Origin of the sequence: Bradyrhizobium sp. U531 (assembly GCF_051710265.1) — a bacterium.
Classification (GTDB): Bacteria; Pseudomonadota; Alphaproteobacteria; order Rhizobiales; family Xanthobacteraceae; genus Bradyrhizobium.
This window is the reverse complement of record NZ_JASVEN010000005.1, coordinates 490,524-512,489: the sequence shown is the minus strand read 5'-3', so window position 1 is coordinate 512,489 and position 21,966 is coordinate 490,524. Positions and strand designations below refer to the sequence as shown.

The 21,966-nt window shown below is 65.0% G+C and carries 22 protein-coding genes; 11 read left to right on the top strand and 11 right to left on the bottom strand.

Features of this window, described 5'->3' with window-relative positions; all coding sequences use genetic code 11:
- Positions 1–60: 60 nt before the first annotated feature.
- Positions 61–240: a hypothetical protein gene (locus QRQ56_RS24785; protein ID WP_438743639.1), complete on the top strand. Its 180-nt coding sequence runs from the start codon at positions 61–63 to the stop codon at positions 238–240.
- Positions 241–333: 93 nt separating this feature from the next.
- On the opposite strand, the gene QRQ56_RS24780 is transcribed toward QRQ56_RS24785, so the two are convergent.
- Entirely contained in the window at positions 334–1,221 is an 888-nt protein-coding gene (locus QRQ56_RS24780) for a 50S ribosomal protein L11 methyltransferase (protein ID WP_438743638.1), read from the bottom strand.
- Between the two features lie 163 nt (positions 1,222–1,384).
- Between QRQ56_RS24780 and QRQ56_RS24775 the strand changes: the two genes are divergently transcribed.
- A complete protein-coding gene (locus QRQ56_RS24775; protein ID WP_438743747.1) occupies positions 1,385–1,540 on the top strand; it encodes a Flp family type IVb pilin in 156 nt (51 codons plus the stop codon).
- Positions 1,541–1,812: 272 nt separating this feature from the next.
- Here the strand turns inward: QRQ56_RS24775 and QRQ56_RS24770 are convergent, their stop codons facing one another.
- The gene (locus QRQ56_RS24770) at positions 1,813–3,423 is read right to left on the bottom strand and encodes a phytoene desaturase family protein (protein ID WP_438743637.1); all 1,611 of its coding nucleotides are present in this window, start codon (positions 3,421–3,423) and stop codon (positions 1,813–1,815) included.
- Between the two features lie 208 nt (positions 3,424–3,631).
- Between QRQ56_RS24770 and QRQ56_RS24765 the strand changes: the two genes are divergently transcribed.
- Positions 3,632–5,911 carry a spermidine synthase gene (locus tag QRQ56_RS24765; protein WP_438743636.1) on the top strand — a complete coding sequence of 760 codons (2,280 nt, stop codon included), beginning with the start codon at positions 3,632–3,634 and terminating at the stop codon, positions 5,909–5,911.
- Positions 5,912–6,017: 106 nt separating this feature from the next.
- Here QRQ56_RS24765 and QRQ56_RS24760 read toward each other — a convergent pair whose 3' ends face one another.
- Positions 6,018–7,031, bottom strand: a complete 1,014-nt coding sequence (locus QRQ56_RS24760; protein ID WP_438743635.1) for a glycerophosphodiester phosphodiesterase — start codon at positions 7,029–7,031, stop codon at positions 6,018–6,020.
- A gap of 129 nt (positions 7,032–7,160) precedes the next feature.
- Here QRQ56_RS24760 and QRQ56_RS24755 point away from each other — a divergent pair, with 129 nt between their 5' ends.
- A complete protein-coding gene (locus QRQ56_RS24755; RefSeq protein ID WP_438743634.1) occupies positions 7,161–8,423 on the top strand; it encodes a hypothetical protein in 1,263 nt (420 codons plus the stop codon).
- A gap of 37 nt (positions 8,424–8,460) precedes the next feature.
- On the opposite strand, the gene QRQ56_RS24750 is transcribed toward QRQ56_RS24755, so the two are convergent.
- The gene (locus tag QRQ56_RS24750; protein ID WP_438743632.1) at positions 8,461–9,291 is read right to left on the bottom strand and encodes a L,D-transpeptidase; all 831 of its coding nucleotides are present in this window, start codon (positions 9,289–9,291) and stop codon (positions 8,461–8,463) included.
- A 288-nt stretch (positions 9,292–9,579) separates the two neighbouring features.
- Between QRQ56_RS24750 and QRQ56_RS24745 the strand changes: the two genes are divergently transcribed.
- A complete protein-coding gene (locus tag QRQ56_RS24745) occupies positions 9,580–9,903 on the top strand; it encodes a hypothetical protein (RefSeq protein ID WP_438743630.1) in 324 nt (107 codons plus the stop codon).
- A 115-nt stretch (positions 9,904–10,018) separates the two neighbouring features.
- Here QRQ56_RS24745 and QRQ56_RS24740 read toward each other — a convergent pair whose 3' ends face one another.
- Together QRQ56_RS24740 and QRQ56_RS24735 are read right to left on the bottom strand one after the other, a co-directional pair.
- The gene (locus QRQ56_RS24740) at positions 10,019–10,780 is read right to left on the bottom strand and encodes an ABC transporter permease (protein ID WP_438743628.1); all 762 of its coding nucleotides are present in this window, start codon (positions 10,778–10,780) and stop codon (positions 10,019–10,021) included.
- Entirely contained in the window at positions 10,777–11,700 is a 924-nt protein-coding gene (locus QRQ56_RS24735; protein ID WP_438743626.1) for an ABC transporter ATP-binding protein, read from the bottom strand. Before QRQ56_RS24735 ends, QRQ56_RS24740 begins: the two co-directional genes overlap by 4 nt.
- A 286-nt stretch (positions 11,701–11,986) precedes the next feature.
- Here QRQ56_RS24735 and QRQ56_RS24730 point away from each other — a divergent pair, with 286 nt between their 5' ends.
- Positions 11,987–12,706 carry a hypothetical protein gene (locus QRQ56_RS24730; protein ID WP_438743625.1) on the top strand — a complete coding sequence of 240 codons (720 nt, stop codon included), beginning with the start codon at positions 11,987–11,989 and terminating at the stop codon, positions 12,704–12,706.
- 64 nt (positions 12,707–12,770) lie between these two features.
- Here QRQ56_RS24730 and QRQ56_RS24725 read toward each other — a convergent pair whose 3' ends face one another.
- On the bottom strand, positions 12,771–13,049 hold the full coding sequence (locus QRQ56_RS24725; RefSeq protein ID WP_438743624.1) for a hypothetical protein: 279 nt from the start codon (positions 13,047–13,049) through the stop codon (positions 12,771–12,773).
- A 21-nt stretch (positions 13,050–13,070) separates the two neighbouring features.
- Positions 13,071–13,922 carry an alpha/beta fold hydrolase gene (locus tag QRQ56_RS24720; RefSeq protein WP_438743622.1) on the bottom strand — a complete coding sequence of 284 codons (852 nt, stop codon included), beginning with the start codon at positions 13,920–13,922 and terminating at the stop codon, positions 13,071–13,073.
- Positions 13,923–14,067: 145 nt separating this feature from the next.
- Between QRQ56_RS24720 and QRQ56_RS24715 the strand changes: the two genes are divergently transcribed.
- A complete protein-coding gene (locus QRQ56_RS24715) occupies positions 14,068–14,688 on the top strand; it encodes a CGNR zinc finger domain-containing protein (protein WP_438743620.1) in 621 nt (206 codons plus the stop codon).
- A 49-nt stretch (positions 14,689–14,737) separates the two neighbouring features.
- Here QRQ56_RS24715 and QRQ56_RS24710 read toward each other — a convergent pair whose 3' ends face one another.
- A complete protein-coding gene (locus QRQ56_RS24710) occupies positions 14,738–15,916 on the bottom strand; it encodes a cytochrome P450 (protein ID WP_438743619.1) in 1,179 nt (392 codons plus the stop codon).
- Positions 15,917–15,932: 16 nt separating this feature from the next.
- The gene (locus QRQ56_RS24705; protein ID WP_438743617.1) at positions 15,933–17,144 is read right to left on the bottom strand and encodes an ABC transporter substrate-binding protein; all 1,212 of its coding nucleotides are present in this window, start codon (positions 17,142–17,144) and stop codon (positions 15,933–15,935) included.
- A gap of 100 nt (positions 17,145–17,244) precedes the next feature.
- On the opposite strand from QRQ56_RS24705, the gene QRQ56_RS24700 reads away from it, so the two are divergent.
- Both QRQ56_RS24700 and QRQ56_RS24695 read left to right on the top strand, forming a co-directional pair.
- Positions 17,245–17,724: a MarR family winged helix-turn-helix transcriptional regulator gene (locus QRQ56_RS24700; protein ID WP_438743616.1), complete on the top strand. Its 480-nt coding sequence runs from the start codon at positions 17,245–17,247 to the stop codon at positions 17,722–17,724.
- 159 nt (positions 17,725–17,883) lie between these two features.
- Complete coding sequence (locus QRQ56_RS24695; protein WP_438743615.1) at positions 17,884–18,834, top strand: LysM peptidoglycan-binding domain-containing protein; 951 nt, start codon at positions 17,884–17,886, stop codon at positions 18,832–18,834.
- Positions 18,835–18,904: 70 nt separating this feature from the next.
- On the opposite strand, the gene QRQ56_RS24690 is transcribed toward QRQ56_RS24695, so the two are convergent.
- Positions 18,905–19,978, bottom strand: coding sequence for a tartrate dehydrogenase (locus tag QRQ56_RS24690; RefSeq protein WP_438743614.1), 1,074 nt, complete (start codon positions 19,976–19,978; stop codon positions 18,905–18,907).
- A gap of 185 nt (positions 19,979–20,163) precedes the next feature.
- On the opposite strand from QRQ56_RS24690, the gene QRQ56_RS24685 reads away from it, so the two are divergent.
- Positions 20,164–21,081 (top strand): LysR substrate-binding domain-containing protein, encoded by a 918-nt coding sequence (locus tag QRQ56_RS24685; protein WP_438743613.1) that lies wholly within the window; start codon positions 20,164–20,166, stop codon positions 21,079–21,081.
- Positions 21,082–21,118: 37 nt separating this feature from the next.
- The gene (locus tag QRQ56_RS24680) at positions 21,119–21,943 is read left to right on the top strand and encodes an aspartate dehydrogenase (protein WP_438743612.1); all 825 of its coding nucleotides are present in this window, start codon (positions 21,119–21,121) and stop codon (positions 21,941–21,943) included.
- The last annotated feature ends 23 nt before the right edge of the window (positions 21,944–21,966 follow it).

The window sequence follows — 21,966 nt, the reverse complement described above, 5'->3', positions numbered from 1 at the left end:
TCGTCCGGATAACAGGAAAATTCGAGCAGGTGGTTCATCTCAACGGCGAGGGGACACACGATGCCAGCGTTCACGTTTGAGAAGATTACGCCGTCGGCGCGTCGCACGCCGACTGTGCCTGCACCGAAGAAGCCGCGTAGCGTCATCAGCCAGATGATCGACCGCATTGCCGAGCGCCGGGCAAGGCGCAGCTTGCAGGATGAGCGCTCGCCGCAGCGGGACGACAAGCCGGCGGAGTAGGGCGGCCACGGTGCCGTAGGGTGGGTTAGCCGAAGGCGTAACCCACCACTATGGTGCCGCATGCGTTGGCGGATTACGCTTCGCTAATCCGCCCTACGACACCTTCCGCAGCAACAGGCTGCTCCAGCCCTCGATCCGCAGATGCTCCAACGGCACGAGGCCGCGCGCGCGATAGGCGGCGATCACGGCGGGGGCCTGGTGCGTCAACAGGCCAGAGAGGATGACGCGTCCGCCGGGCGCGAGATGCCGCGACATCGGGCCTGCCAATTGCCGCAAGGGATTGGCGAGGATGTTCGCAAGCACCAGGTCGAACGGACCGGCCTGTCCGAAGTCTGGCGCGGCAAAGCCGGTGGCCCGGATCACCCGCACATGATTGCGGACCTCGTTCAGCGCGGCGTTCTCGGCCGCCACCCGCACCGAGGGCGCATCGATATCCGAGGCGAGCACGGCCCGATGCAGCGCCTTTGCCGCCGCGATCGCCAGCACGCCCGTGCCGGTGCCGAGGTCCAGCAGGTTCCTCGGATGGGAACTCTTCAGGACATGGTCAAGCAGCAGTAAACAGCCACGCGTGGTTCCGTGATGGCCGGTGCCGAAGGCGAGCGCCGCCTCGATCTCGATGGCGAGCTTGTTCGGCGCCACGCGGTCGCGGTCATGGCTGCCGTGCACGACGAAGCGTCCTGCGGGGACCGGGACCAGATCTTCCAGGCTGGCCTTGACCCAGTCCTTGGCCTCGACGGTGTCGAAACTGAGCCCTGCGGCGACGTCATTTCCTGCCGAAGTTACAATGAGTTCGCGTAGCCAGGCCTGATCGGGCGCGTCGGCGAAATGGAGCGTGACGTCCCATTGTCCGTCCGGCCGCTCGAACGCGGCGACCGCCGCGTCGCCCTCGAAGAACATCTCGGTGAGCACGTCGACGACGCGCCTGGCGTCGGCTTCGCTGCCGATCGAAAAGCTGGCGCGATGGGTGGGGGAAGGCTGCATTCAGGGTTCCGTTGAGTTCAATTTTTGGAACTTTTGCCGTCAATTATCGCTACAAGTTGCGGTTCCCGGGTTAACCGGCCCGTAGGTTGTGTTCCGTACATTTCCGGGTGTTGAATTAAGCCAACACAGCTTGGAATTGAAACGGAGGCGAGTCTTGAAAAGCATGGTTCAAAAGTTCTGGTTGGACGAATCCGGTGCGACGGCGATCGAATACGGGCTGATTGCCGCGGGTATCGCGCTGGCCATCATTACCGTGGTGAACAGCCTCGGCGTCACCCTGAACGACAAGTTCACGTCCATTAGCAGCTCCTTGAAGTAATTTCCGCCCCCATTTCCCAGCGGGGGCACTTTCTTCATAGGCTGCATCTGATGAGCGCCCGCGCGGGGAATTGCCTCCGGCGGGCGAACTCATTTAGGGGGCGACTGGTAGTGACGCCCACAGCCTATGCGCGTGTTATGCGCGGAACATCCACAGCCCTATACCCTGCTTATCCCAAGCCCTTTCCACAATCTGGTCCATGCTTGTGCTGAGAGCCGGTGCCGGGTTCACCACAGCTCTTTCAACAGCCCGTACACAAGCCGTCCACAGGCCTATCCACGGCTTCCGAACAGCGAGCGGTGATCCCTCAGGATCGCCTGGGCGGCGTTATGGCCGGGCGCGCCGGTGACGCCGCCGCCGGGATGGGCGCCGGAGCCGCAATGGTAGAGGCCCTTCAGCGGCCCGCGATAATCGGCATGGCCCAGCATCGGCCGCGCCGAGAACAGCTGGTTCAAGCTCAGCGCGCCGTGGAAGATGTCGCCGCCGAGCAGCCCGAACTGCCGTTCGAGATCGAGCGGGGACAGGATCTGGCGGCCGAGCACGCTTCCCGCAAAACCGGGCGCGTAAGCGTCGACCGTCGCGATCATGAGATCCGCGACCTCGTCGCGGTGATCGTCCCACGATTTGCCATCGGGCAGCTCGGGCGCGACGTGCTGGCAGAACAGGCTCGCGACGTGCTGTCCCGGAGGCGCCAGCGTATCGTCGAGCGTCGAAGGGATCAGCATCTCGACGACGGGCTGTCGGCTCCAGCCTTGCGCGCGCGCGTCGAGATAGGCGCGGTCCATATAGCCAAGGCTCGGCGCCAGGATGATGCCGGAGGTGAGGTGATCGCCCTCGCCCGGCAGTGCTGTGAAGGAGGGCAGGCGGTCCAGTGCCACGTTCATGCGGAAGGTGCCGGAGCCGTTCTTCCAATGCCGGATACGGGCGAGGAAGTCGGCAGGCAGGGCGTCGGCTGCGACCAGCCGCGTATAGAGCAGCTTCGGATTGACGTTGGCTGCGACATATTTCGCGCGGATCGTCTCGCCGTTCTCCAGCACGACGCCAACCGCGCGGTCGCGCTCGACGATGATTTCGCGGACGCCCGCATCGGTGTCGATCACGGCGCCGCGGTCGCGCGCGGCGCGCGCCATGGCCTGCGTGATCGCACCCATGCCGCCGATGGCGTGGCCCCAGACGCCCTTCTTGCCGTTCACCTCGCCGAAGGCGTGATGCAGCATCACATAGGCGGAGCCCGCGGCGTAGGGGCTGGCGTAGTTGCCGACGATGGCATCGAAACCGAACAGCGCCTTGACCAGATCGTGCTCGAAGCGCTCGTCCAGCATCTCGCCGGCCGAGCGGGTGAAGAGATCGAGCAGGCTGCGGCTCTGCTCCAGGGTGAGACCGCGCAGGATGCCGGCGGTCTTCCAGGCATTGACGCCCTCGCGCACCGCCGCCGCACCAAAGCCGTCGACGAGGTTCGGCGGCGCCCGCAGCACGAACTGCCTGAGCACGTCGGCGATGTCCTCCAGCTCGCGCGAGAAGCCGTCCAGCGCCTCCGCATCGCGCGCGCTGAGCCGCGCGACCGACGCCGTCGTTCGTCCCTCGCCGGTGAGCAGATGGCTGCCGTCGGTCGCGGGCAGAAAATTCTGGGCGCGCCGTTCGACCACACGCAGGCCCTGCTCGGCGAGCTTGAGGTCGCGGATCACCTGCGGATTGAGCAGGCTCACGGTGTAGGCCGCGACCGAATTCCTGAAGCCGGGGTGAAACTCCTCGGTCACCGCGGCTCCGCCGACCACCTTGCGGCGCTCGACCACGCGCACGCGCAAACCCGCCATCGCGAGATAGGCCGCGCAGGTGAGGCCGTTATGGCCAGCGCCGATGATGACGACGTCGGTTTCGCTCATGACTTCCTTGGCGTCATTTCGGGGCGATGCGAAGCATCGAACCCGAAATCTCGAGGTTCCGGGTTCGATGCTTCGCATCGCCCCGGAACGACATCTGTATATCAAGCAATCCTCACTGCAACATCACGAGCGCCTTTATTGCCCGTTCAGGCGCCTTGTGCTCCATTGCGCACGTCCGGCGCCCGCCGGGGTTTGAGCCGGAGCTTCCATGGATTCGATCGTGCAACCCGCCGCCACGGAGCAGCCGTCCGCCTCGCGCAACCGGTTGCTGCTGACGGTCTACACCGCTGCGATCTTCGTCAGCGCGCTGCTGCTGTTCTCGGTGCAGCCGCTGTTCACGAAGATGGTCCTGCCGCGCCTCGGCGGCTCGCCGGCGGTGTGGTCGGTGGCGATGGTGTTCTTCCAGTCGCTGCTGCTGGCGGGCTATGCCTATGCGCATCTGTTGATGCAGGCGAAGAACCGCGTCGTTCCGGTCGTGGTGCATCTGGTGTTGCTGGTTCTGGCGTTCGTCACGCTGCCGCTCGGCGTTGCCTCCGCCTATGGCGAGCCGCCGGCCTCGGGCTATGCGTTCTGGCTGCTCGGCCTGTTCGTGGTCTCGATCGGCCTGCCGTTCTTTGCGCTCGCCGCCAACAATCCGTTGCTGCAGGCCTGGTTCGTCCGCACCGGACATCCCGCCGGGCACGATCCCTACTTCCTCTATGCATCCTCCAACATCGGCAGCTTCCTCGCGCTGCTGTCCTATCCGTTCCTGCTCGAGCCGATCTTCACGCTGCACACGCAGAACCGGCTGTGGACCGGCGGCTACGGCCTGCTGATCCTCCTGATCGCGGCCTGCGGCGTGCTGCTGCTGCGCTCGCCGAAACTCGCGGTGGTCGACGCCAAAACCGAGGACCTGAACGCGCCGGCGCCGGCGTTCCTGACGCGGCTGCGCTGGATCTTCCTCGCCGCGGTGCCGTCCGGCCTGCTCATTGCCGTCACGGCGCATATCTCGACCGACGTCGCGGCGGCGCCGCTGCTGTGGGTGTTGCCGCTGTCGCTGTACCTGCTGACATGGGTGGTCGTGTTCCAGTCGCGGCCGCTGCTGCCGCACAAATGGATGCTGATGCTCCAGCCGGTCGCGATCGCAGGCGTCGTCGTGCTGCTCGCCTTCGGTGGCGAGCAGAACCTGCTGCTGACGCTCGGCGGTCACCAATTGTGCTTCTTCGTCATCGCGATGGCCTGCCATGGCGAGCTGGCACGGACCCGGCCGGCGGCCAAATATCTCACCGGCTTCTATGTCGCGCTGTCGTTCGGCGGCATGGTCGGAGGCCTGTTTGCCGGCCTCGTTGCGCCCTTCACCTTCTCGTGGATCGCCGAATATCCAATCCTGGTCGCGCTTGCGGCGTTGTGCCGGCCGCCGGCGAACGAGCGGTTGGCCGGCATCGTCAAATGGTACTGGCTGGTGCTCGCCGCGCTTGCGGTCGCGCTGGTGATGCCGTCCACCACCAGCGGCGGCCTTTCAACCTGGTTCGAGGATCATCGCGTCTGGGTCGCCGGTAGTGTCGGTGTGCTCGCTGCGCTGCTTGCCCTGGCGCTCAATGCCGAGCGCTGGAAGATCTTCGCCACCGTCGCGCTCGCGCTGGCGCTGATCCGAATCTATCCCGCGGACGAAGGCCGCGTCACGACGGTGCGCAGCTTCTTCGGCGTGCACAAGATCGTGGAGACGCCCGGCGGCTATTTCCACGTGCTGATGCACGGCACCACCATCCACGGCGCCGAGCGCTTCCGCAACAATGACGGCACGCCGGTCACCGGCCGGCCCGAGCCGATCACCTATTATCACAAGGACGGCGGCATCGGTCAGGCCGTCAATGCGATCCGCGAGCGCAAGGGCGCGCCGCTCAAGGTCGCCGCAATCGGCGTCGGGTCGGGTACGCTGGCCTGCGCCGCAGCGCCCGGCGAGGATTGGAAGTTCTTCGAGATCGACCAGTCGATGGTGGACGCCGCGCGCAACCCCAAGAACTTCCGCTACATCTCGAGCTGCATGCCGGACCTGAAGCCGGTGATCGGCGATGCGCGTCTCACCTTCGCCAAGGAGCCCGACGGCGCCTACGACCTCATCATCGTCGATGCCTATTCGTCAGATGCGATCCCGATCCATCTTGCGACCGAAGAGGCGATGAAGATCTACAAGGACAAGCTGGCGCCGCATGGCGCCGTGGTGATGCACGTCTCCAACCGTCACCTCGATCTCGAAACCGTCGTGGTCGGCATTGCCGACGCCAACGATCTCAAGAGCTGGGTCTTCAACGAGGATTCCGGGCGAGATGCGGACTACATCTTCTCGACCGACGTCGTCATCTCCGCGCGGGAGGGGGAAGACGTCGGCAAGCTCGCGTCCTCCAAGTCATGGGAGCAGACCGAGGCCGACGACAGGGTGAGGGTCTGGACTGACGACTATTCCAACATCCTGGGTGCGCTGTACCGGCGCCTGCGGGACGGGGAGTGAGAATCGGTAGCCCGGATGGAGCGCAGCGTAATCCGGGAGCTATGTCGAACGGGCGAGCGGCCCCGGATTGCGCTGCGCTCCATCCGGGCTACAAGGCGACGCGAGCTTACGGCTCGACCGGCGTCCCCGCCGGCAGCGCGATGCCCTTCTCGCCGGCGACCTCTCTCAGCAGGTCCGGCCTGTCCGAGATGATGCCGTCGGCGCCGAGTTCGATCATCCGCGCCATGTCCTCACGTTTGTTGACCGTCCACACCACGACGCGCAATCCGAGCTCGTGGGCCTCGGAGACCAGCGCGGTGGTCACGTCGCCGAAATAGGGCGACCAGATCGCGCCGCCCGCCGCCTTGATCGTGCGCGGCAGCGAGCCGCCGTGATCGGCCGGGCTCAAGCTTGCCGTCCAGTTGGTCGCCTTGTCGAGCGCGATGGTCGGAGCCGAGCCGCGCTGGAGCGTCAGGTACACCGTCGGGATCTTCGGCGCCTGCTGCTGGACGAGCCGCAACGTCCGCCAGTCGAACGACTGGATCATGACGCGATCGGAGAATTTTTCGGCGTCGATCAGTCCGAGCAGCTTCGCGACGAAACCTTCCGGATCGAGCGTTTCGTCGGGACGGTTCGGGTCAATCTTGGTCTCGATGTTGAATCGCACCCGCGAATTGCCGGATTTCCGGACCAGCGCGAACAGCTCGCTAAGCGTTGGAATGCGCGTCCCCGCCACGGCACGCTGGTCGGGGAATTGCTTCGCATAGTTGCTGTCCGGCCGGATCTGGCCGACGTCATAAGTCTTGATGTCGGCCAGCCGCAGCTTGACGAAGGGCGTCCCGGGTGGAGCCAAATAGGCGCCGCTCGCATCCCGCGTGATATCGGGATTGAGGCCGCGCTCATGGGAGACCACGATCTCGCCGTCGGCGGTCACGCCGACGTCGAGCTCCAGCGTGTCCACGCCCATCGACAGCGCGTTGGCGAAGGCGGGCAGGGTGTTTTCCGGCAGCAGCGCGCGCCCGCCGCGATGCGCCTCGATATCGAATCCCATGACTTGTTCCGCTATGACTTGCCCCGTTACGGCTTGCCCCGTCAGCAGAACCGAGAGCACAGTCAGAATTGTCGTGGCACGTGACGGCATCAAGGTTCACAGCGCTCGTGAAAACGGGAGCTTATGAAATCTTTGCGCGTTTCGTCCAGCCCAGTGGTTGACGGCGGCCGTGGAAGGCGGAAACTGCGACTCAAAAGAAACGGTTCGGGAGCCACTGACATGCGGCTTGTCGTCATCGCAGCAATGGCAGTTCTTATGGTCGGACAAGCGGCAGCCAGGGATGTGCTCTCGGGTGCGAGCCTTTACGAGGACGTATCGCGCTATGCTTCCTTCGGCCTGCATCGCTTCGGTTCGCCCGGCGATCGCGCGACCGCCGACTGGATCGCCGGCGAGATGAAGCAGGCGGGCTTCGATGTCAGCTTTCAGCCCGTCGTGCTTGGCCGGCAATATGTCGTGGAGCAGGCCCGCGTCGAGGCCGCCGGCACCTCTGTCGAGGCGACGCCATTCTGGTGGCCGCCGGAGGACCAGACGAGCTTCGATCTGTCCGCGCCGCTCGCCCGCGATGGCGATGTCGCCGGCAAGATATTGTGGCTCGATCTGCCGTTCGATCGCGGCGCCTATCTCGGGCCGGCCCATCGGGCCGTCATCGCCGAAGCTGCGGCGAAGAGGCCGGCGGCGATCCTGCTGATGATAGGCAATCCCGCAGACGATCGCTTCGCCTACAACGTCACGCAGGAGGATGCCCCCTGGCCGGTGCCGGTGGTCGTCGTGGCTGCGAAATCGCGAGCGGCGTTCGAGCGCTCGCTCGCCGCGGGTACGCCTGTAACCTTCGACGTCAAGGGCCATTACGAGCGCGATGTCGCCGGCCGGAACGTGATCGCTGAATTCGGCGCCGGCCGCGGACCGACCATCGTCGTCTCGACGCCGATGACCGGCTGGTACTCCTGCGTCTGCGAGCGCGGCCCCGGCATTGCCAACTTCCTCGCGCTAGCCCGCACCATCGCCGCCGAGAGATGGCCGGCGCATGTCGTCTTCATTGCCACCGCCGGCCACGAGATCGGCCATGGCGGCATGGAGCTGTTCCTGAAGCACGGCGCGCCCGCGCCGAAGGACACGCTGGCGTGGATTCACTTCGGCTCGTCGAACGCGTGCTATGGCTTTGCCGAGGGTGTCCGGACCGATCGGCCCGAGGAGGAGCGCTATCTCGTGCTCAGCAAATCCGCGGTCGCGCTGATAGATGAGGCCTTCGCGCAGGTCGCGGCAAAACGTCTGGTGACGGAGAAGCAGGCTGTCGGCGAGCTGCGCGACGTGCATGCGGCGGGCTACGCCAATTTCCTCGGCATGGCCGGCCGCCACCGCAGCTTTCATACGCCGTCGGATGATCTCGACGCGACCGGGCCCGAGATCCTCGAGCCGGTCGCGCGGGCTTTCGCCGATGCCGTACGAAAGATCGTCGAACGCGGCGAGGCCGCGTTCAGATAGGGCATGATGTGCAGGCGATCATGCCGGGGCCGCAGCGTCAGTTCTGATAGTAATAGTTGTTGCGCGGCTGATAATATTGGCGAGGCTGCTGCTGCTGGTAATAGTAGCCCTGCTGGCCATAGCCCTGGTCGTAATTTGGCTGGGGCAGTTGCTGATAGGCCTGCGTGCCATAGGGGCGCGTGATCGGGCGCGGTGCCGGATAGCGTGCGCCGGTGTCGCTGCCGTCCGCCGGATAGATGTAATTGTCGTCCTGCGGCATGTAGCGGCGGGCGGGCTGCGCCGGCGGCGTCAGGTTCACGGGATCACCCGTCGTGGCGTACTGCTCCTCGGCCGGCTGCTGCTGCGGAGCGCGGGCGACGGCCGTGTTGTTGCGGCCGCGCGGATTGCGCGCCAGCGCTACTTGTGCCGAGCCGGTGAGCGTCACCGTGGTGTTGAGCACGCCCTGCTGCTGCACGAGGGCATAGAGCGTCGAGGCGTTCTGACGCGACAGCCGCACGCAGCCATGCGAGGCGGGCGAGCCGAGGCGGCCGACCGAATCCGTGCCGTGGATGGCGTGCCCGACCTTGGTGAAGAAGATCGCGTGCGGCATCGGCGCGTCGTCGAATTCCTTGGAGTAGTGATCCTCTTCCATGCGGAAGGTGCGGAATGCGCCGTTCGGCGTTTCGCGCGAGGGGATGCCGGTTGAGACCGGCCAGTGATAGCGCGCGACACCGTCGACCGCGACGGTCATCTGCTGATTGTCCTTGTCGACGGTGATCTCGACCTTGGCCTGCGCGGTGCCCGCGCTCAAAAGCATCAGTGAGGTAAAAGCGATCAAAAATGAACGCATCTGGAAACGCATTTGAGTTCTGGCCTCCGGCCTGTTCATGCAACGCGCCGCGGCTCTCCGTCCCCCGGCGTGCAATATGCCTGCAATCCGGCTTTCGTTCCAGCGGCCTGCAAGCCCATCGTTAACGCGATGCGGGGCGTAAGCAAGGCCGCTTTGTGCCACGCCGGTTCGCGCGGTGCTGACATTTTCGCGAGCGCGCGCGTTTACGACGCCGACAATTCGTCACAAAGGCGCAACCATTCGGCCGCCTCCGGCGTTGATAATGGTCACCTCAGCGTGTGGCGGCTGCCACCCGCTTTCCCTCTGTTACCTTCCCCGAGACCGAAGATGAACAAAGCCCGTATCGCCGCTGCCCAATCGCCGGCCGGTTTGCCCGCCCGTCTGCTGTTCGCAGCCGCCGCCATCCTTCTTGCGCTGCTGGCCTTGCCGCAAGCTGGTCACGCCCAGGGCATCGTGCGCGGCGCCCAGGAAGGCTCCTATGAAGGCAACCGGATCGCCGGCCCCGTGGGCGGGGCGGTCGGAGGTGTCGTCGGGGCCGGTGTCGGCGGTGCCGTTGGTGCGGTCGAAGGCGTGCTCGGCATTCCCCACCGTCACTACCGCCACTGCCGCGGCTATTACGACGGATATCACCGTTTTCATTGCTACCGGTGAGGTCTACCGCCGTCATTCCGGGGCGCGCGTAGCGCGAACCCGGAATCCATTCATCCACTGACACTGCCGTCTGATGGATTCCGGGCTCGTGCTTCGCACGCCCCGGAATGACAGCTCAGTTCTTCAACCGATACCCCGTCCGGAAGATCCACCAGATCATGGCGAGGCAGATCAGCAGGAATGCCAGCGTCATGCCGATGCTGACCGCGATGCTGACGTCTGCGATCTCGTAGAAACTCCAGCGGAAGCCGGAGATCAGATAGACGACCGGATTGAGCAGCGCGACCGTGCGCCAGGTGGGCGGCAGCATGTCGATGGAATAGAAGCTGCCGCCGAGGAAGGTCAGCGGCGTCACCACCAGCATCGGGATCATCTGCAGCTTCTCGAAGCCGTCGGCCCAGATGCCGATGATGAAGCCGAACAGGCTGAACGTCACCGCCGTCAGCACCAGGAAGGCCAGCATCCACACCGGATGGTGGATGTGCAGCGGCACGAACAGGCCCGCTGTTGCCAGGATGATCAGGCCCAGGATGATCGACTTGGTGGCGGCGGCGCCGACATAGCCGAGCACGATTTCGTAATAGGAGATCGGTGCCGACAGGATCTCGTAGATCGTGCCGGTGAATTTCGGGAAGTAAATGCCGAACGAGGCGTTGGCAATGCTCTGCGTCAGCACCGAGAGCATGATCAGGCCGGGCACGATGAACGTGCCGTAGCTGACGCCCTCGACCTGGCTGATGCGCGAGCCGATCGCGGCGCCGAACACCACGAAATACAGCGAAGTCGAGACCACCGGCGAGACGATGCTTTGCAGCAGCGTGCGCCAGGTGCGCGCCATTTCGAACAGGTAGATGGCGCGGATGGCGCGGTGGTTCATGACGTCCTCACGAGATCGACGAAGATGTCCTCGAGCGACGATTGCGTCGTGTCGAGATCATTGAAGCGGATGCCGGCGGTGCGGAGGTCGCCGAGCAGGCTGGTGATACCGGTGCGCTCGCCCTTGGTGTCGTAGTCGTAGACCAGCGTGGCGCCGCCGTCGCAGAGCTCGAGCTCGTAATGATGAAGGCTTTCCGGCAGCGAAGCGATCTTGCCCTGCAGATGCAGCGTCAGCCGCTTCTTGCCGAGCTTCTGCATCAAGGTCGCCTTGTCCTCGACCAGCACGATCTCGCCCTTGTTGATGACGCCGATGCGGTCGGCCATCTCCTCGGCTTCCTCGATGTAGTGCGTGGTGAGGATGATGGTGACGCCGGACTGCTGCAGCGTGCGCACGACCTCCCACATGCCCTTGCGCAATTCGACATCGACGCCTGCGGTCGGCTCGTCCAGGAACAGGATCTGCGGCTCGTGCGACAGCGCTTTCGCGATCATCACGCGGCGCTTCATGCCGCCGGACAGCGTAATGATCTTGCTGTCCTTCTTGTCCCAGAGCGAGAGGTCCTTCAGCACCTTCTCGATGTGGTCGGGGTTCTTCGGCTTGCCGAACAGACCGCGGGAGAAGCTCACCGTCGCCCACACGCTCTCGAACGCGTCGGTGTGCAGTTCCTGCGGCACCAGGCCGATCAGCGAGCGCGCCTTGCGGTAGGAGGTCTGGATGTCCTCGCCGCCGACGAGCACGCGGCCTTCGCTCGGATTGGCGATGCCGCAGATGATCGAGATCAGCGTGGTCTTGCCGGCGCCGTTGGGGCCGAGCAGCGCGAAGATCTCGCCGCGCTGGATGTCGAGATTGACGTTCTTAAGCGCCTTGAAGCCGGACCCATAGGTCTTCGACAGATTGGCGACGGAAATGATGGATGACATGATGGCCGCAAGGCTTGGGGGCATGGATGGGGAGGGAAGGCTGGAACCTGCCGCGAGGGCCGGTCAGCGGAGCCCTGAGATAGGAATGCCGTTGCCCGCCCGCAATTGCCCGTAGAAAAATGGTCTCAAAACAGGCGCTTCGGCGGCAGGTTTCGGGCAAGTGTTGCGCGATGGTCACGGCCTGCTTCTAAGATTGCCGTTCACGCGGCTCTTTGTTGCGTCTGCGAGCAGGCCGTGGCTACGATTCCGGCCAATTGCGAAGCGTATGTCCCCAGGGAAAACATCGATGAGACCGAACGGCCGTCACACCGCCGGCGCCAGCCAATTGTCCGCCCTCCGCGCGTGGGCGATGGGCCTGCTCCTGCTGTCAGCTGTTGCCATGAGCCCGGCCCCCGCCAAGGCGGCGCCGAGCCAGGCCCAGGCCGCGACCACCCACGTTTATCTGCTCCGTGGCGTGCTCAACATCTTTTCGCTCGGGCTCGACACGATCGGCGCCCGTCTCCAGGCGCAGGGCGTCCCGGTGACCGTCGCGAACTTCGTGTCCTGGTCCTCACTCGCCGATGAAGCCGCGACCGCCTACAAGGCCGGCCGCATCAAGACCATCGTTCTGGTCGGGCATTCCTCCGGCGCGACCGCGCTGCCGGACATGATCGCCAAGCTCAACCAGCTCGGCGTGCCCGTGAAGCTCGCGATTGGTCTCGACTCCGTGTTCAAGACCAAGCTCTCGACCGGCGCGGAGCGCTACATCAACATCTATATCGGCGACGGTCCCGGCGAGCCGGTGCGCGCCGCACAGGGCCTGCGCGGCAAGCTCGACAATGTCGATGTGCGCGGCACCGGCGTTGGCCATATCTCGATCGACAAGAACGAGGCGATCCAGCGCCGCGTCATCGCCGAGATCGATGCCGCCATCATGCGCTCGCGCGCCCCGGCGCTGCCGGTTGCCGAACCCGGCGCGCCGCGCCAGGCGCGCTCGGCGGCAGCGACTGCTCCGGCGAGGAATTGAAGCCCTTCAATCCGTTTGACGTCATTCGTGCCGCCGTCGATCTCAGATCGACGGCGGCATTGTTTTACGCATGGTCCTCGCCGCCCGGCGCTTCCGGTTTGAGATAGACGATCAGGCAGCCGCAACACATCGCAAGCCCGGCGATGGGAAACCGCAAGGCCACGCCCGCCGCAAGCGCGAAGATCGCGAGCGTGGCGACCGAGCGTATCCGCATGATCTTGCGTTCGCGAAACGAAACCTCGCCCGCCGACGCTCGTCCGACGAGGTCGAAGATCAGCGCGACATAGGTCGCGTTCACCAGGAAGAACACCGCGGCGTAGACGCTCCGGAGATCGTCTCGCAAGGGCCATGGCGAAGCTCCCGTCTATTTCAAGAATTTGCGAATGCTCTCCGCGATCTCCCTCGCATGCGTCTCCAGCGCGAAATGGCCGGTATCGAAGAACTGGACCACCGCGTTGGGGTTGTCGCGCTTGAACGCCTCGGCGCCGGGCGGGATGAAGAACGGATCGTTCTTTCCCCACACCGCCAGGAACGGCGGCTTGTGCGTGCGGAAGTAGCTCTGGAAGCGCGGATAGAGCGCGACGTTGCTCTTGTAATCGCCGAACAGGTCGAGCTGCACATCGTCCGAGCCTGGGCGCGCCAGGTAGAAATTGTCGAGGTTCTGGCCGTCTGGCGACACCAGGGCTGGGTCGGGGACGCCGTGCGTGTATTGCCAGCGCGTCGCATCCGGCGTGAGGAAGCCGCGCAGCGCCTCGCGGTTCGCCGGAGAGGGATCCTGCCAATAGGCCTTGATCGGGGTCCAGCCATCGCTGAGGCCGTCCTCGTAGGCGTTGCCATTCTGCGAGATGATCGCCGTGATTCGTTCGGGGTGGCTGAGCGCCAGCCGAAAGCCCGTCGGTGCCCCGTAGTCGAAGACGTAGACGGCGAAGCGATCGAAGCCGATCACTTCGGTGAAGCGCTCGATCACATGCGCGATGTTGTCGAAACTGTAGACGAAGTCCTTGCGCGGCGGCATGTCGGACTGGCCGAAGCCCGGCAGATCCGGCGCGACGATGTGAGACTTGTCCGCGAGCAACGGGATCAGGTCACGGAACATGTGGCCGGCGCTGGGGAAGCCATGCAGCAGCAGGAGCTTCGGCGCGCCTCTCTCGCCGGCCTCGCGATAGAACACCTTGAAGCCATCAATGTCGGCAGTGCGGTAAGTCGTCGGGGTCATGACAGTCTCCTTGGGATAGTTCCGTAACCTGTGAAATCGAGATTTTGAGGTTATGTATTCGCGGAGTAACTTGTCAAATGTAATTTTAGAGGTTACTAGGTTCCTGCCTTTTCCCAACGCGCAAAGGACCGGTCGAAAACCGCCCATGGATCGCCCGCCCGCCATGTTCATCGCCGACTCGCTCGGCCTCGATTTCCTCAACTCGGTGGCGACACCGGTCGATACGCCAGTCGATTGGCTCGACGATGGCGATGGGCTGATCGATTGGCTGGCGCAGGCGAAGCTGGTGCCGGCGGAGGAACTGGACGCGTTGAAAGCGCGGGCAAAGCCCGGCGAACTCGACAGGGTCGCGGGTCAGGCCCGCGACCTGCGCGAGTGGTTCAGGGGTTTTGTCCGGGAGCATGCGGGCCGGCCGCTGACGGCAAAGGCGTTGCATGAGCTTGGCCCGTTGAACGGCATCCTGGAGCGCGAGGATGCGTTCCAGCAGATCGTGACACGCCGTGGTACGCAGGGTGATGGTCTCGCGCTGCAAAGGATGCGGCGCTGGCGATCAGCGGAAGCGCTGCTGCTCCCGGTCGGCGAAGCCCTGGCGAAATTCGTCTGCGAAGAAGACTTTTCCGACGTGAAGGCCTGCGAAGGCCATAACTGCACGATGCTGTTCGCCGACCATACACGCAGGCGTGCGCGGCGCTGGTGCACGATGGCGATTTGCGGCAACCGCGCCAAGCAGGCCGCGCATCGAAGCCGGCTCAAGAGCAGGCAGTAGTTGACCGCGGTGGCGGCGATTTGTTCATCGCGCGCCGCGGGTATCCCGTCTAAGCAGGCGTCACGCGAACCGGCATGCTCTCCAGCCCGCGCAGGGAATTGTTCAGCCTGCGTGTCGGCGCTGCCGTGAGCTCGATCGTCTTCACGCGCCTTGCAAGCTCGCCGAAGATCAATTCGCCTTCCAGGCGCGCGATCATCTGGCCGACGCAGGCGTGAATGCCTGCCCCGAAGCCGACATGGCCGGTCGCGGCCCGTTCGACCTCGAAGCGATTGGCTCTGTCCCAACGCGCAGGGTCGCGGTTGGCCGAGGCCATGAACAGCAGCACCTTGCGGTGGGCAGGGATCACGCCGCCTGCGATCTCGACGTCGCGCGAAGTGGTGCGAAAGAACGTCTGCACCGGCGAGTCCCAGCGCAGGCCTTCCTCGAAGGCATTGCGCGCCAGCTCCGGTCTCTCGTGCAGTTTGCGATATTGATCCGGATGGGTGGCGAGCGCGAGCAGGGTGTTGCCGATGCCGTTGACGGTGGTGTCGACCCCGGCGGTGAGGAAGGGCCGCACCAGATGCGTGGCTTCGTGCTCGCTGATCTCGCCCTCGTCGGCGGCCTGGTAGATCATCATGCCGAGGCTGTCGGGCCGCAAGGCATCCCGCGCGCAACATTCCATGATCCAGCTCTGCGCGGCGAGGCCTTCCTTCCGTGAAGCCGCGAGGATCTCGTTCTCAGGGCCGAAGCTGTTGAACACGAACGTGCTCCAGGCCAGCAGTTTCTCGCGGCCGTCCGGCCGGATGCCGATCGCATCCGGGAATACCTTCATCGGAAAGGTTTCGGCAAGATCGGTCACGGCATCGAAGGTGCCCTTGTCGATCAGCTCCGTGACCTTCTTCTCCGCCTCCTGCTGGAATGTCTCGCGCAGCTTCCGTGCGACGCCCGGAGACAAGGTGCGGCCAAGGACGCGGCGGCCCTTGTCGTGGTCGGGCGGATCGATCTGCAGCGTGAGCGGCTTTGGCAGCGCCGGGTTCATCCCGTGCAGCCCGACGCCCTCGCCGCTGATGAAGGTCTTCCAGTCCTTCAAGGCGGGCTCGACCTCGGCGTAGCCCGCCATCGCCCACACGCCGTATTGCTCCAGCGCGAACACAGGCCCGAGCGCGCGCAGTGCCTCATAGGCCGGGTAGGGATCCATCAGGAAGTCAGGTGCAAACGGGTCCACCCGACTGGCTGTCATGCCGCTCATGGTCTGCTCCCGTCTGTCATGGCTTGGCGAGCGCGCACTGGCCATCGCTCTCGGAGCGGAACGCGTCCTCGCCCTTGATGGTGGCGACGACCTTCAGCAGATCCCAGGCGGATTTCGACTCCTCGGGCGATTTGACCTGGAGCAGGTAGAGCGGGTGGATCTTGCGTCCGTCCTTGCGGATATAGCCTTTGCCGAACAGCGGATCGTCGGTCGGCATCTCCTTCATGGCGGCCACGACGGCCTTGCCGTCCTTGGCGCTGCCGACCTTGTCGACCGCCTTGAGATAGTGGATGACCGAGGCATAGACGCCGGCCTGCATGTCGTTCGGATAGGCTTTCGACGGAATGCGCTCGGCGAAACGCTTTGCGAAGGCGCGCGTGCCGTCGTTCAGATCCCAGTAGAACGGGTTCATGATCTGCGCGCCTTGCGCAAACTTGAGGCCGAGCGCGGGTAGGCCGTTCATGCCCAGGATCAATCCGACCAGCTTGTGGTCCTTGGTCAGTCCGAACTCGGCGGCCTGCTTCATCGACGTGATGGTGTCGTCGCCGGCATTGGCAAAGCCGACGACATTCGCGCCGGAAGCCTGCGCCTGGAGCAGGAATGAGGCGTAATCGGCCGTTCCCAGGGGATGCCGCACGCTGCCGAGCACCTCGCCGCCGGAGGCTTTCACGGCCTCCGCGGCCTGCTTCTCCAGATCATGGCCGAAGGCATAGTCGGCGGTGATGAAGAACCATTTCTTGCCGCCCTGCTGCACGATCGCTTTGCCGAGGCCGCGGCCGTAGGCATAGGTGTCGTAGGTCCAGTGCACCGTGTTCGGCGTGCACTTCTCCCCGGTCAGCAGCACCGTGCCGGCGCCCGATCCGACGAACACCTTGTTTTTCTCGGCGCTCATGCCGGCGACCGCGAGCGCGATCGACGAGTTCGGCAAGTCGAAGATCGCATCGACGTTTTCGTTCTCGTACCAGCGTCGTGCGACGCCGATCCCGATGTCGGTCTTGTTCTGGTGATCGGCGGCGACGACCTCGACCGGTTTGCCGCCGGCCTTTCCGCCATAGTCTTCGACGGCCATCTTGGCGGCGACGACCGAGCCGATGCCCTGATAGCTCGCGAACGGGCCGGATTGGTCGTTCAGGATGCCGATCTTCACCGCGTCCTGAGCGAATACTGGACCCGTGGCCGCCATCAACAAGGCCGAAATGCACAATTTGTGCAGGAATTTGCTGTTCATTGTCTCCCTCCCATGCACGGTCTTGGTGCCGCTGCATAATAGTTATAATTTATAGCTATTTTCGAGAGTGTCAATTCGGCCGCCCCGGGGATCAAGGACCATGAGCGCGAAAGCGTTGAGACGAGGGGCCAAATCGGCTCAGCAAACGGAGCGATCGCTGGACCTGCGGGCACTGCAACGCACGCCCGGCTTCATGCTGCGCCTGGCCCAGCTGAAGTTCTTCGAAGGCTTTTACGAGGAGTTCGCGGCCCTCGGCCTGACGCCCGCGACCTACGCGATCTTCGTCGTCATCAGGGACAATCCGGGCGTTCCGCCGAGCAGCCTTGCCGGCCTGCTCCGGCTACGGCTGCCGAACCTGATCAAGCTCCTGAACGAGCTGGAATCCTCAGGGCTCATCAAGCGCAACCGCTCGAAGTCGGATCGCCGCGCCGTCGAGCTCGTGCTCACCCCGAAGGGCGCAAAGCTCATTGCCGACGGGGCAAGGCTGACGGAGCCCTACAATCGGAAGATGCTGGCCCCGCTCACCGAGGCGGAGCAGCGCACGCTGCTCGAGCTGCTGAACCGGATGCTGCCGCTTTAGCCGTTGGCGGGCGCAGCCCGGGCCAATGGTCGCAAAGCCCGGCCAAATCGTGCATGGGTGTGGCGGATGGCGTGCCTCCATGCCCCAAAATCCGCCAAATCGATGGTCACTAAGCGCTCGGAGGGGGCCTTTGCCTCCCGTGGTGGGACTGCTGGACTGATGATTGATCTGAGGCGCCTCGTCGTGCTGGCAGCCATTGCGCTGCTCGCCCTGGATCCCGGCATCGCCGCCGCTTCCCCCGCGAAGTCGAAGCCCGCCCCAGCCGCCGTGCCGGTTGCGCCGCCGCCTCCGCCATTCGAGCCGCTGCCGCCGCCGAAGATTTACTTGTTCCGCGGCGCCATGGGGCCGATCTTCTCGACCGGCATGGATCGGCTCGAAGAGAAGCTGACGAAGGCCGGCTTCTCGGCCAACGTCTATGAGTTCACCATCTGCCGATGGATCGGCGACCGTGCCATCGCCAGCTACAAGGAAAGCCCCGCGCCGATCGTGCTGATCGGCCACTCCATGGGCGGACTGTGCTCGGTCGTCATCTCCGAGATGGCGGCCAAGGAGAACATCCCGATCAGCCTCGTCATCGCCATCGATCCCGCGCACGCGACCGGCGACGTGCCGCTCAATGTCGAGCGCTTCATCAACATCTTCCTGTCCGACAGCGTGCTCGGCGGCGGCGACGTCGTGGCGGTCCCCGGCTTTCGCGGCCATTACGCCAGCTACGATTTGAAGGAAAACGCGCGCGTCTCGCACATCAACATTGAGAAGTCCGACGACATCCATCGCCAGATCGTCGCGATGGTGACGCAGTTGCCGCGCATTCCGCCGCAAACCCAGGCCGATGCCGTGCCGCTGCGCTATCTCGTCCCCGCGGACACGCTGGTCGAGCTATGGGACAGCGGCGTGCGGTTGCCGGTGCGCCGCGGCGACACCATGGAAAGCATCGCCGCCGCCAATCGCGTGCCGCTGTGGACGCTCGCCCAGAGCAATTCGCTGGCGGAGAATGCGACGCTCACCCCGGGGCAGACAATCATCGTGCCCCGGCACCTGACGCCGCCCGAGCCGGCCGCCGCGATGGTAACGCCGCCGCCGGCGGCAGCTCCGGCGAGACGGAAGTAGCTTCCTCGCCTCTTCCCGCAAGCGGGGCGAGGGGGCGCACCGACCCGCGGCGCGGGCTCGGTCAATTCAGCTAAACATTCGATCCGTGGATTGCGTCGATCACGGCGTCGGTGACCTCCTTCGTCGTCGCCTTGCCACCGACATCGGGCGTGAGAATGCCCGCGGCGCAGACTTTCTCGACGGCCGCCATCAGCCGTAACGCTGCATCTTTCTCGCCGAGATGCTCGAGCATTTGCACGCCGGTCCAGAAGGTCGCCACGGGGTTGGCGATGCCCTTGCCCGTGATGTCGAAGGCCGAACCGTGGATCGGCTCGAACATCGAGGGGAAGCGGCGCTGCGGATCGATGTTGCCGGTCGGCGCGACGCCGAGGCTGCCCGCGAGTGCGCCGGCGAGATCGGAGAGAATGTCGGCGTGCAGATTGGTGGCGACGATGGTGTCGAGGCTCTTCGGATGCAGCGTCATGCGCACGGTCATGGCATCGACCAGCATCTTGTCCCAGGTGACATCAGGGAATTCGGTCGCGACTTCCGCCGCGATCTCGTCCCACATCACCATGCCGTGGCGCTGCGCGTTCGACTTGGTCACGACGGTCAGGAACTTGCGCGGCCGCGACTGCGCGAGCTGGAACGCGTAGCGCATGATGCGGGCGACGCCGACGCGGGTGAACACCGCGACCTCGGTGCCGACCTCTTCCGGCAGGCCCCTGTGCGCGCGGCCGCCCATGCCGGCATATTCGCCTTCCGAATTCTCGCGCACGATCACCCAGTCGAGATCGCCGACGCCGACATTGCGCAGCGGCGAGGCGACGCCCGGCAGGATCTTGGTCGGCCGCACATTGGCGTATTGGTCGAAGCCCTGGCAGATCGGCAGGCGCAGGCCCCACAGCGTGATGTGGTCGGGCACGTCAGGGGCGCCGACCGCGCCGAAATAGATCGCGTCGAACTTCTTCAGCTCAGCGAGGCCATCCGCCGGCATCATGACGCCGTGCTTCTTGTAATAGTCCGAGCCCCAGTCGAACGTCTTGACGTTGAAGGCAAGATCGCCGCTGCGTTTTGCGAGCGCCTCCAGCACGCGGACGCCGGCCGAGATCACCTCGGGGCCGATGCCGTCGGCGGGAATGGCTGCGATCGAATGGGTGCGCATGGATAGGCTCCGTTGGAGAGATCAGTGGGATTGCGGGACGGGTTCGACGGGCGCGGTTCTCGCGCGCGACCATAGCAGGGTTGTGTTGGCAGCGAGCCTAGGCGGAGTTGCAGGCCGGATTCAATTGGCGCTGGTTTATACAAAAAAATGATATAATCCCTTGGGGCGAGGCGAGAGGATATTGGATGGAATTGCATCAGTTGCGATGCTTCGTGGCGGCGGCCGAGCAGCTGCATTTCGGCCATGCGGCGCAGCAGCTCAAGATGCTGCCCTCCGCACTCGGGCGCCAGATCAGGTTGCTGGAGGAGGATCTCGGCACGCGCCTGTTCGCACGGACGACGCGCGCGGTCTCGCTGACGGAAGACGGCACGACGCTGCTGCGCGATGCCCGCGCCATCCTCGCCAAGGTCGAGGCGGTCGAGAGCAATTTGCGCAACCGTTCGCGAGCCGGCGCGGCGCGGCGGCTGCGGATCGGCGCCATCGACAGCGCGGCGGCCGGATTGCTGCCGCCGCTGCTGCGCGATTTCCGCGCTGGGCATCCCGAGATCGCGGTGCAGCTCCTCGAAGACAAGACCGTCCGGCTGCTGCCCAAAATCCTGACCGGCGCGCTCGATCTCGCCTTCGTTCGTCCGCCGGACCGTGCGGACAAGCGGCTGGAATTCCGCGACCTGCTCCAGGAGACCGCCATCGTCGCCTTCCCGCGGCGGCACGCGCTGGCAGGGCGTAAATGGGTCTCGCTGGCCGACATCGCCGACGAGGCGATGCTGGTGCCGGACCGCCGCTCGCGGCCGCATAGCCACGACCTCACCATCAAGCTGTTCGAGCAGGCCGGCCTCACGCCTGGCATCGTGCAGGTGGCCGACGAGAAGCAGACGATCATCAACCTCGTTGCCACCAAGCTCGGGGTCGCGATCGTGCCGCGCTGGACCACGCGGATGGCGGCGACGGGCGTTCGCTTCGTGCCGCTTCGTCCGAAGCAGAGCGGTCCCGTTGGGCGGCTGCCGCTCGCCGCCGCCTGGCTGCGCGGCTCGCGCGATCCCGCCCGCGACGCCATGCTGGCCGTGCTGGAAGCGCGGCTGCGCAGCTATGCGCGGGAGGCGTGAGCGGCTATGAATTATGTCGGGTGAGAAGGTGGATGCGATGACTGAACAGAAGTCCACGGGCGAAATGCGGGTTGCCATTGCCGGGCTGGGCTCGATTGGCACCAAGATTGCCACGGCGCTCGATCAGGGCATCGAGGGATTGACGCTGTCGGCCGTGGCGGTGCGCGATCCCGCCAAGCATCAGGCCTTCCTCGGCGGCCTGCGCCGTCAGCCGCAAATCATGCCGATCGACCAGCTCGGCGATGCCGCCGATCTCGTGGTCGAATGCGCGCCGAGCCATCATCTGCGTGCCATCGTCGAACCCGCGGTGAAGCGCGGCAAGTCCGCCGTTGTGGTCAGCGTCGGCGGCCTGCTCGACAACTACGATCTGATCGATCTCGCCCGCGCCAATGGCGGCCGCATCCTCGTGCCGACAGGCGCGCTGATCGGGCTCGACGCGGTCAACGCCGCCGCGGTCGGCACCATTCATTCGGTGACGATGGTGACGCGTAAGCCGATCGACGGGCTGAAGGGCGCGCCGTTCATCGTTCAGAACAAGATCGACATCGACAATCTGCGCGAGCCGCTCAAGCTGTTCGAGGGCAGTGCGCGCGAAGCGGCGAAGGGCTTTCCGGCCAACGTCAACGTCGCGGTGGCGCTGTCGCTGGCGGGCATCGGGCCCGACCGCACCCAGATCCAGGTCTGGGCGGACCCCACCGTTACGCGCAACGTTCACCGCATCGAGGTCGAGGCGGATTCGGCGCGCTTCTCCATGGGTATCGAGAACATCCCGTCCGAAAATCCCAAGACCGGATTGATCACCGCACTGTCCGTGATCGCGCTGCTGCGCAAGCAGCGCGCCACGTTGTGCGTGGGGACCTAGTAGCTTGACGCAGGATTAACCCG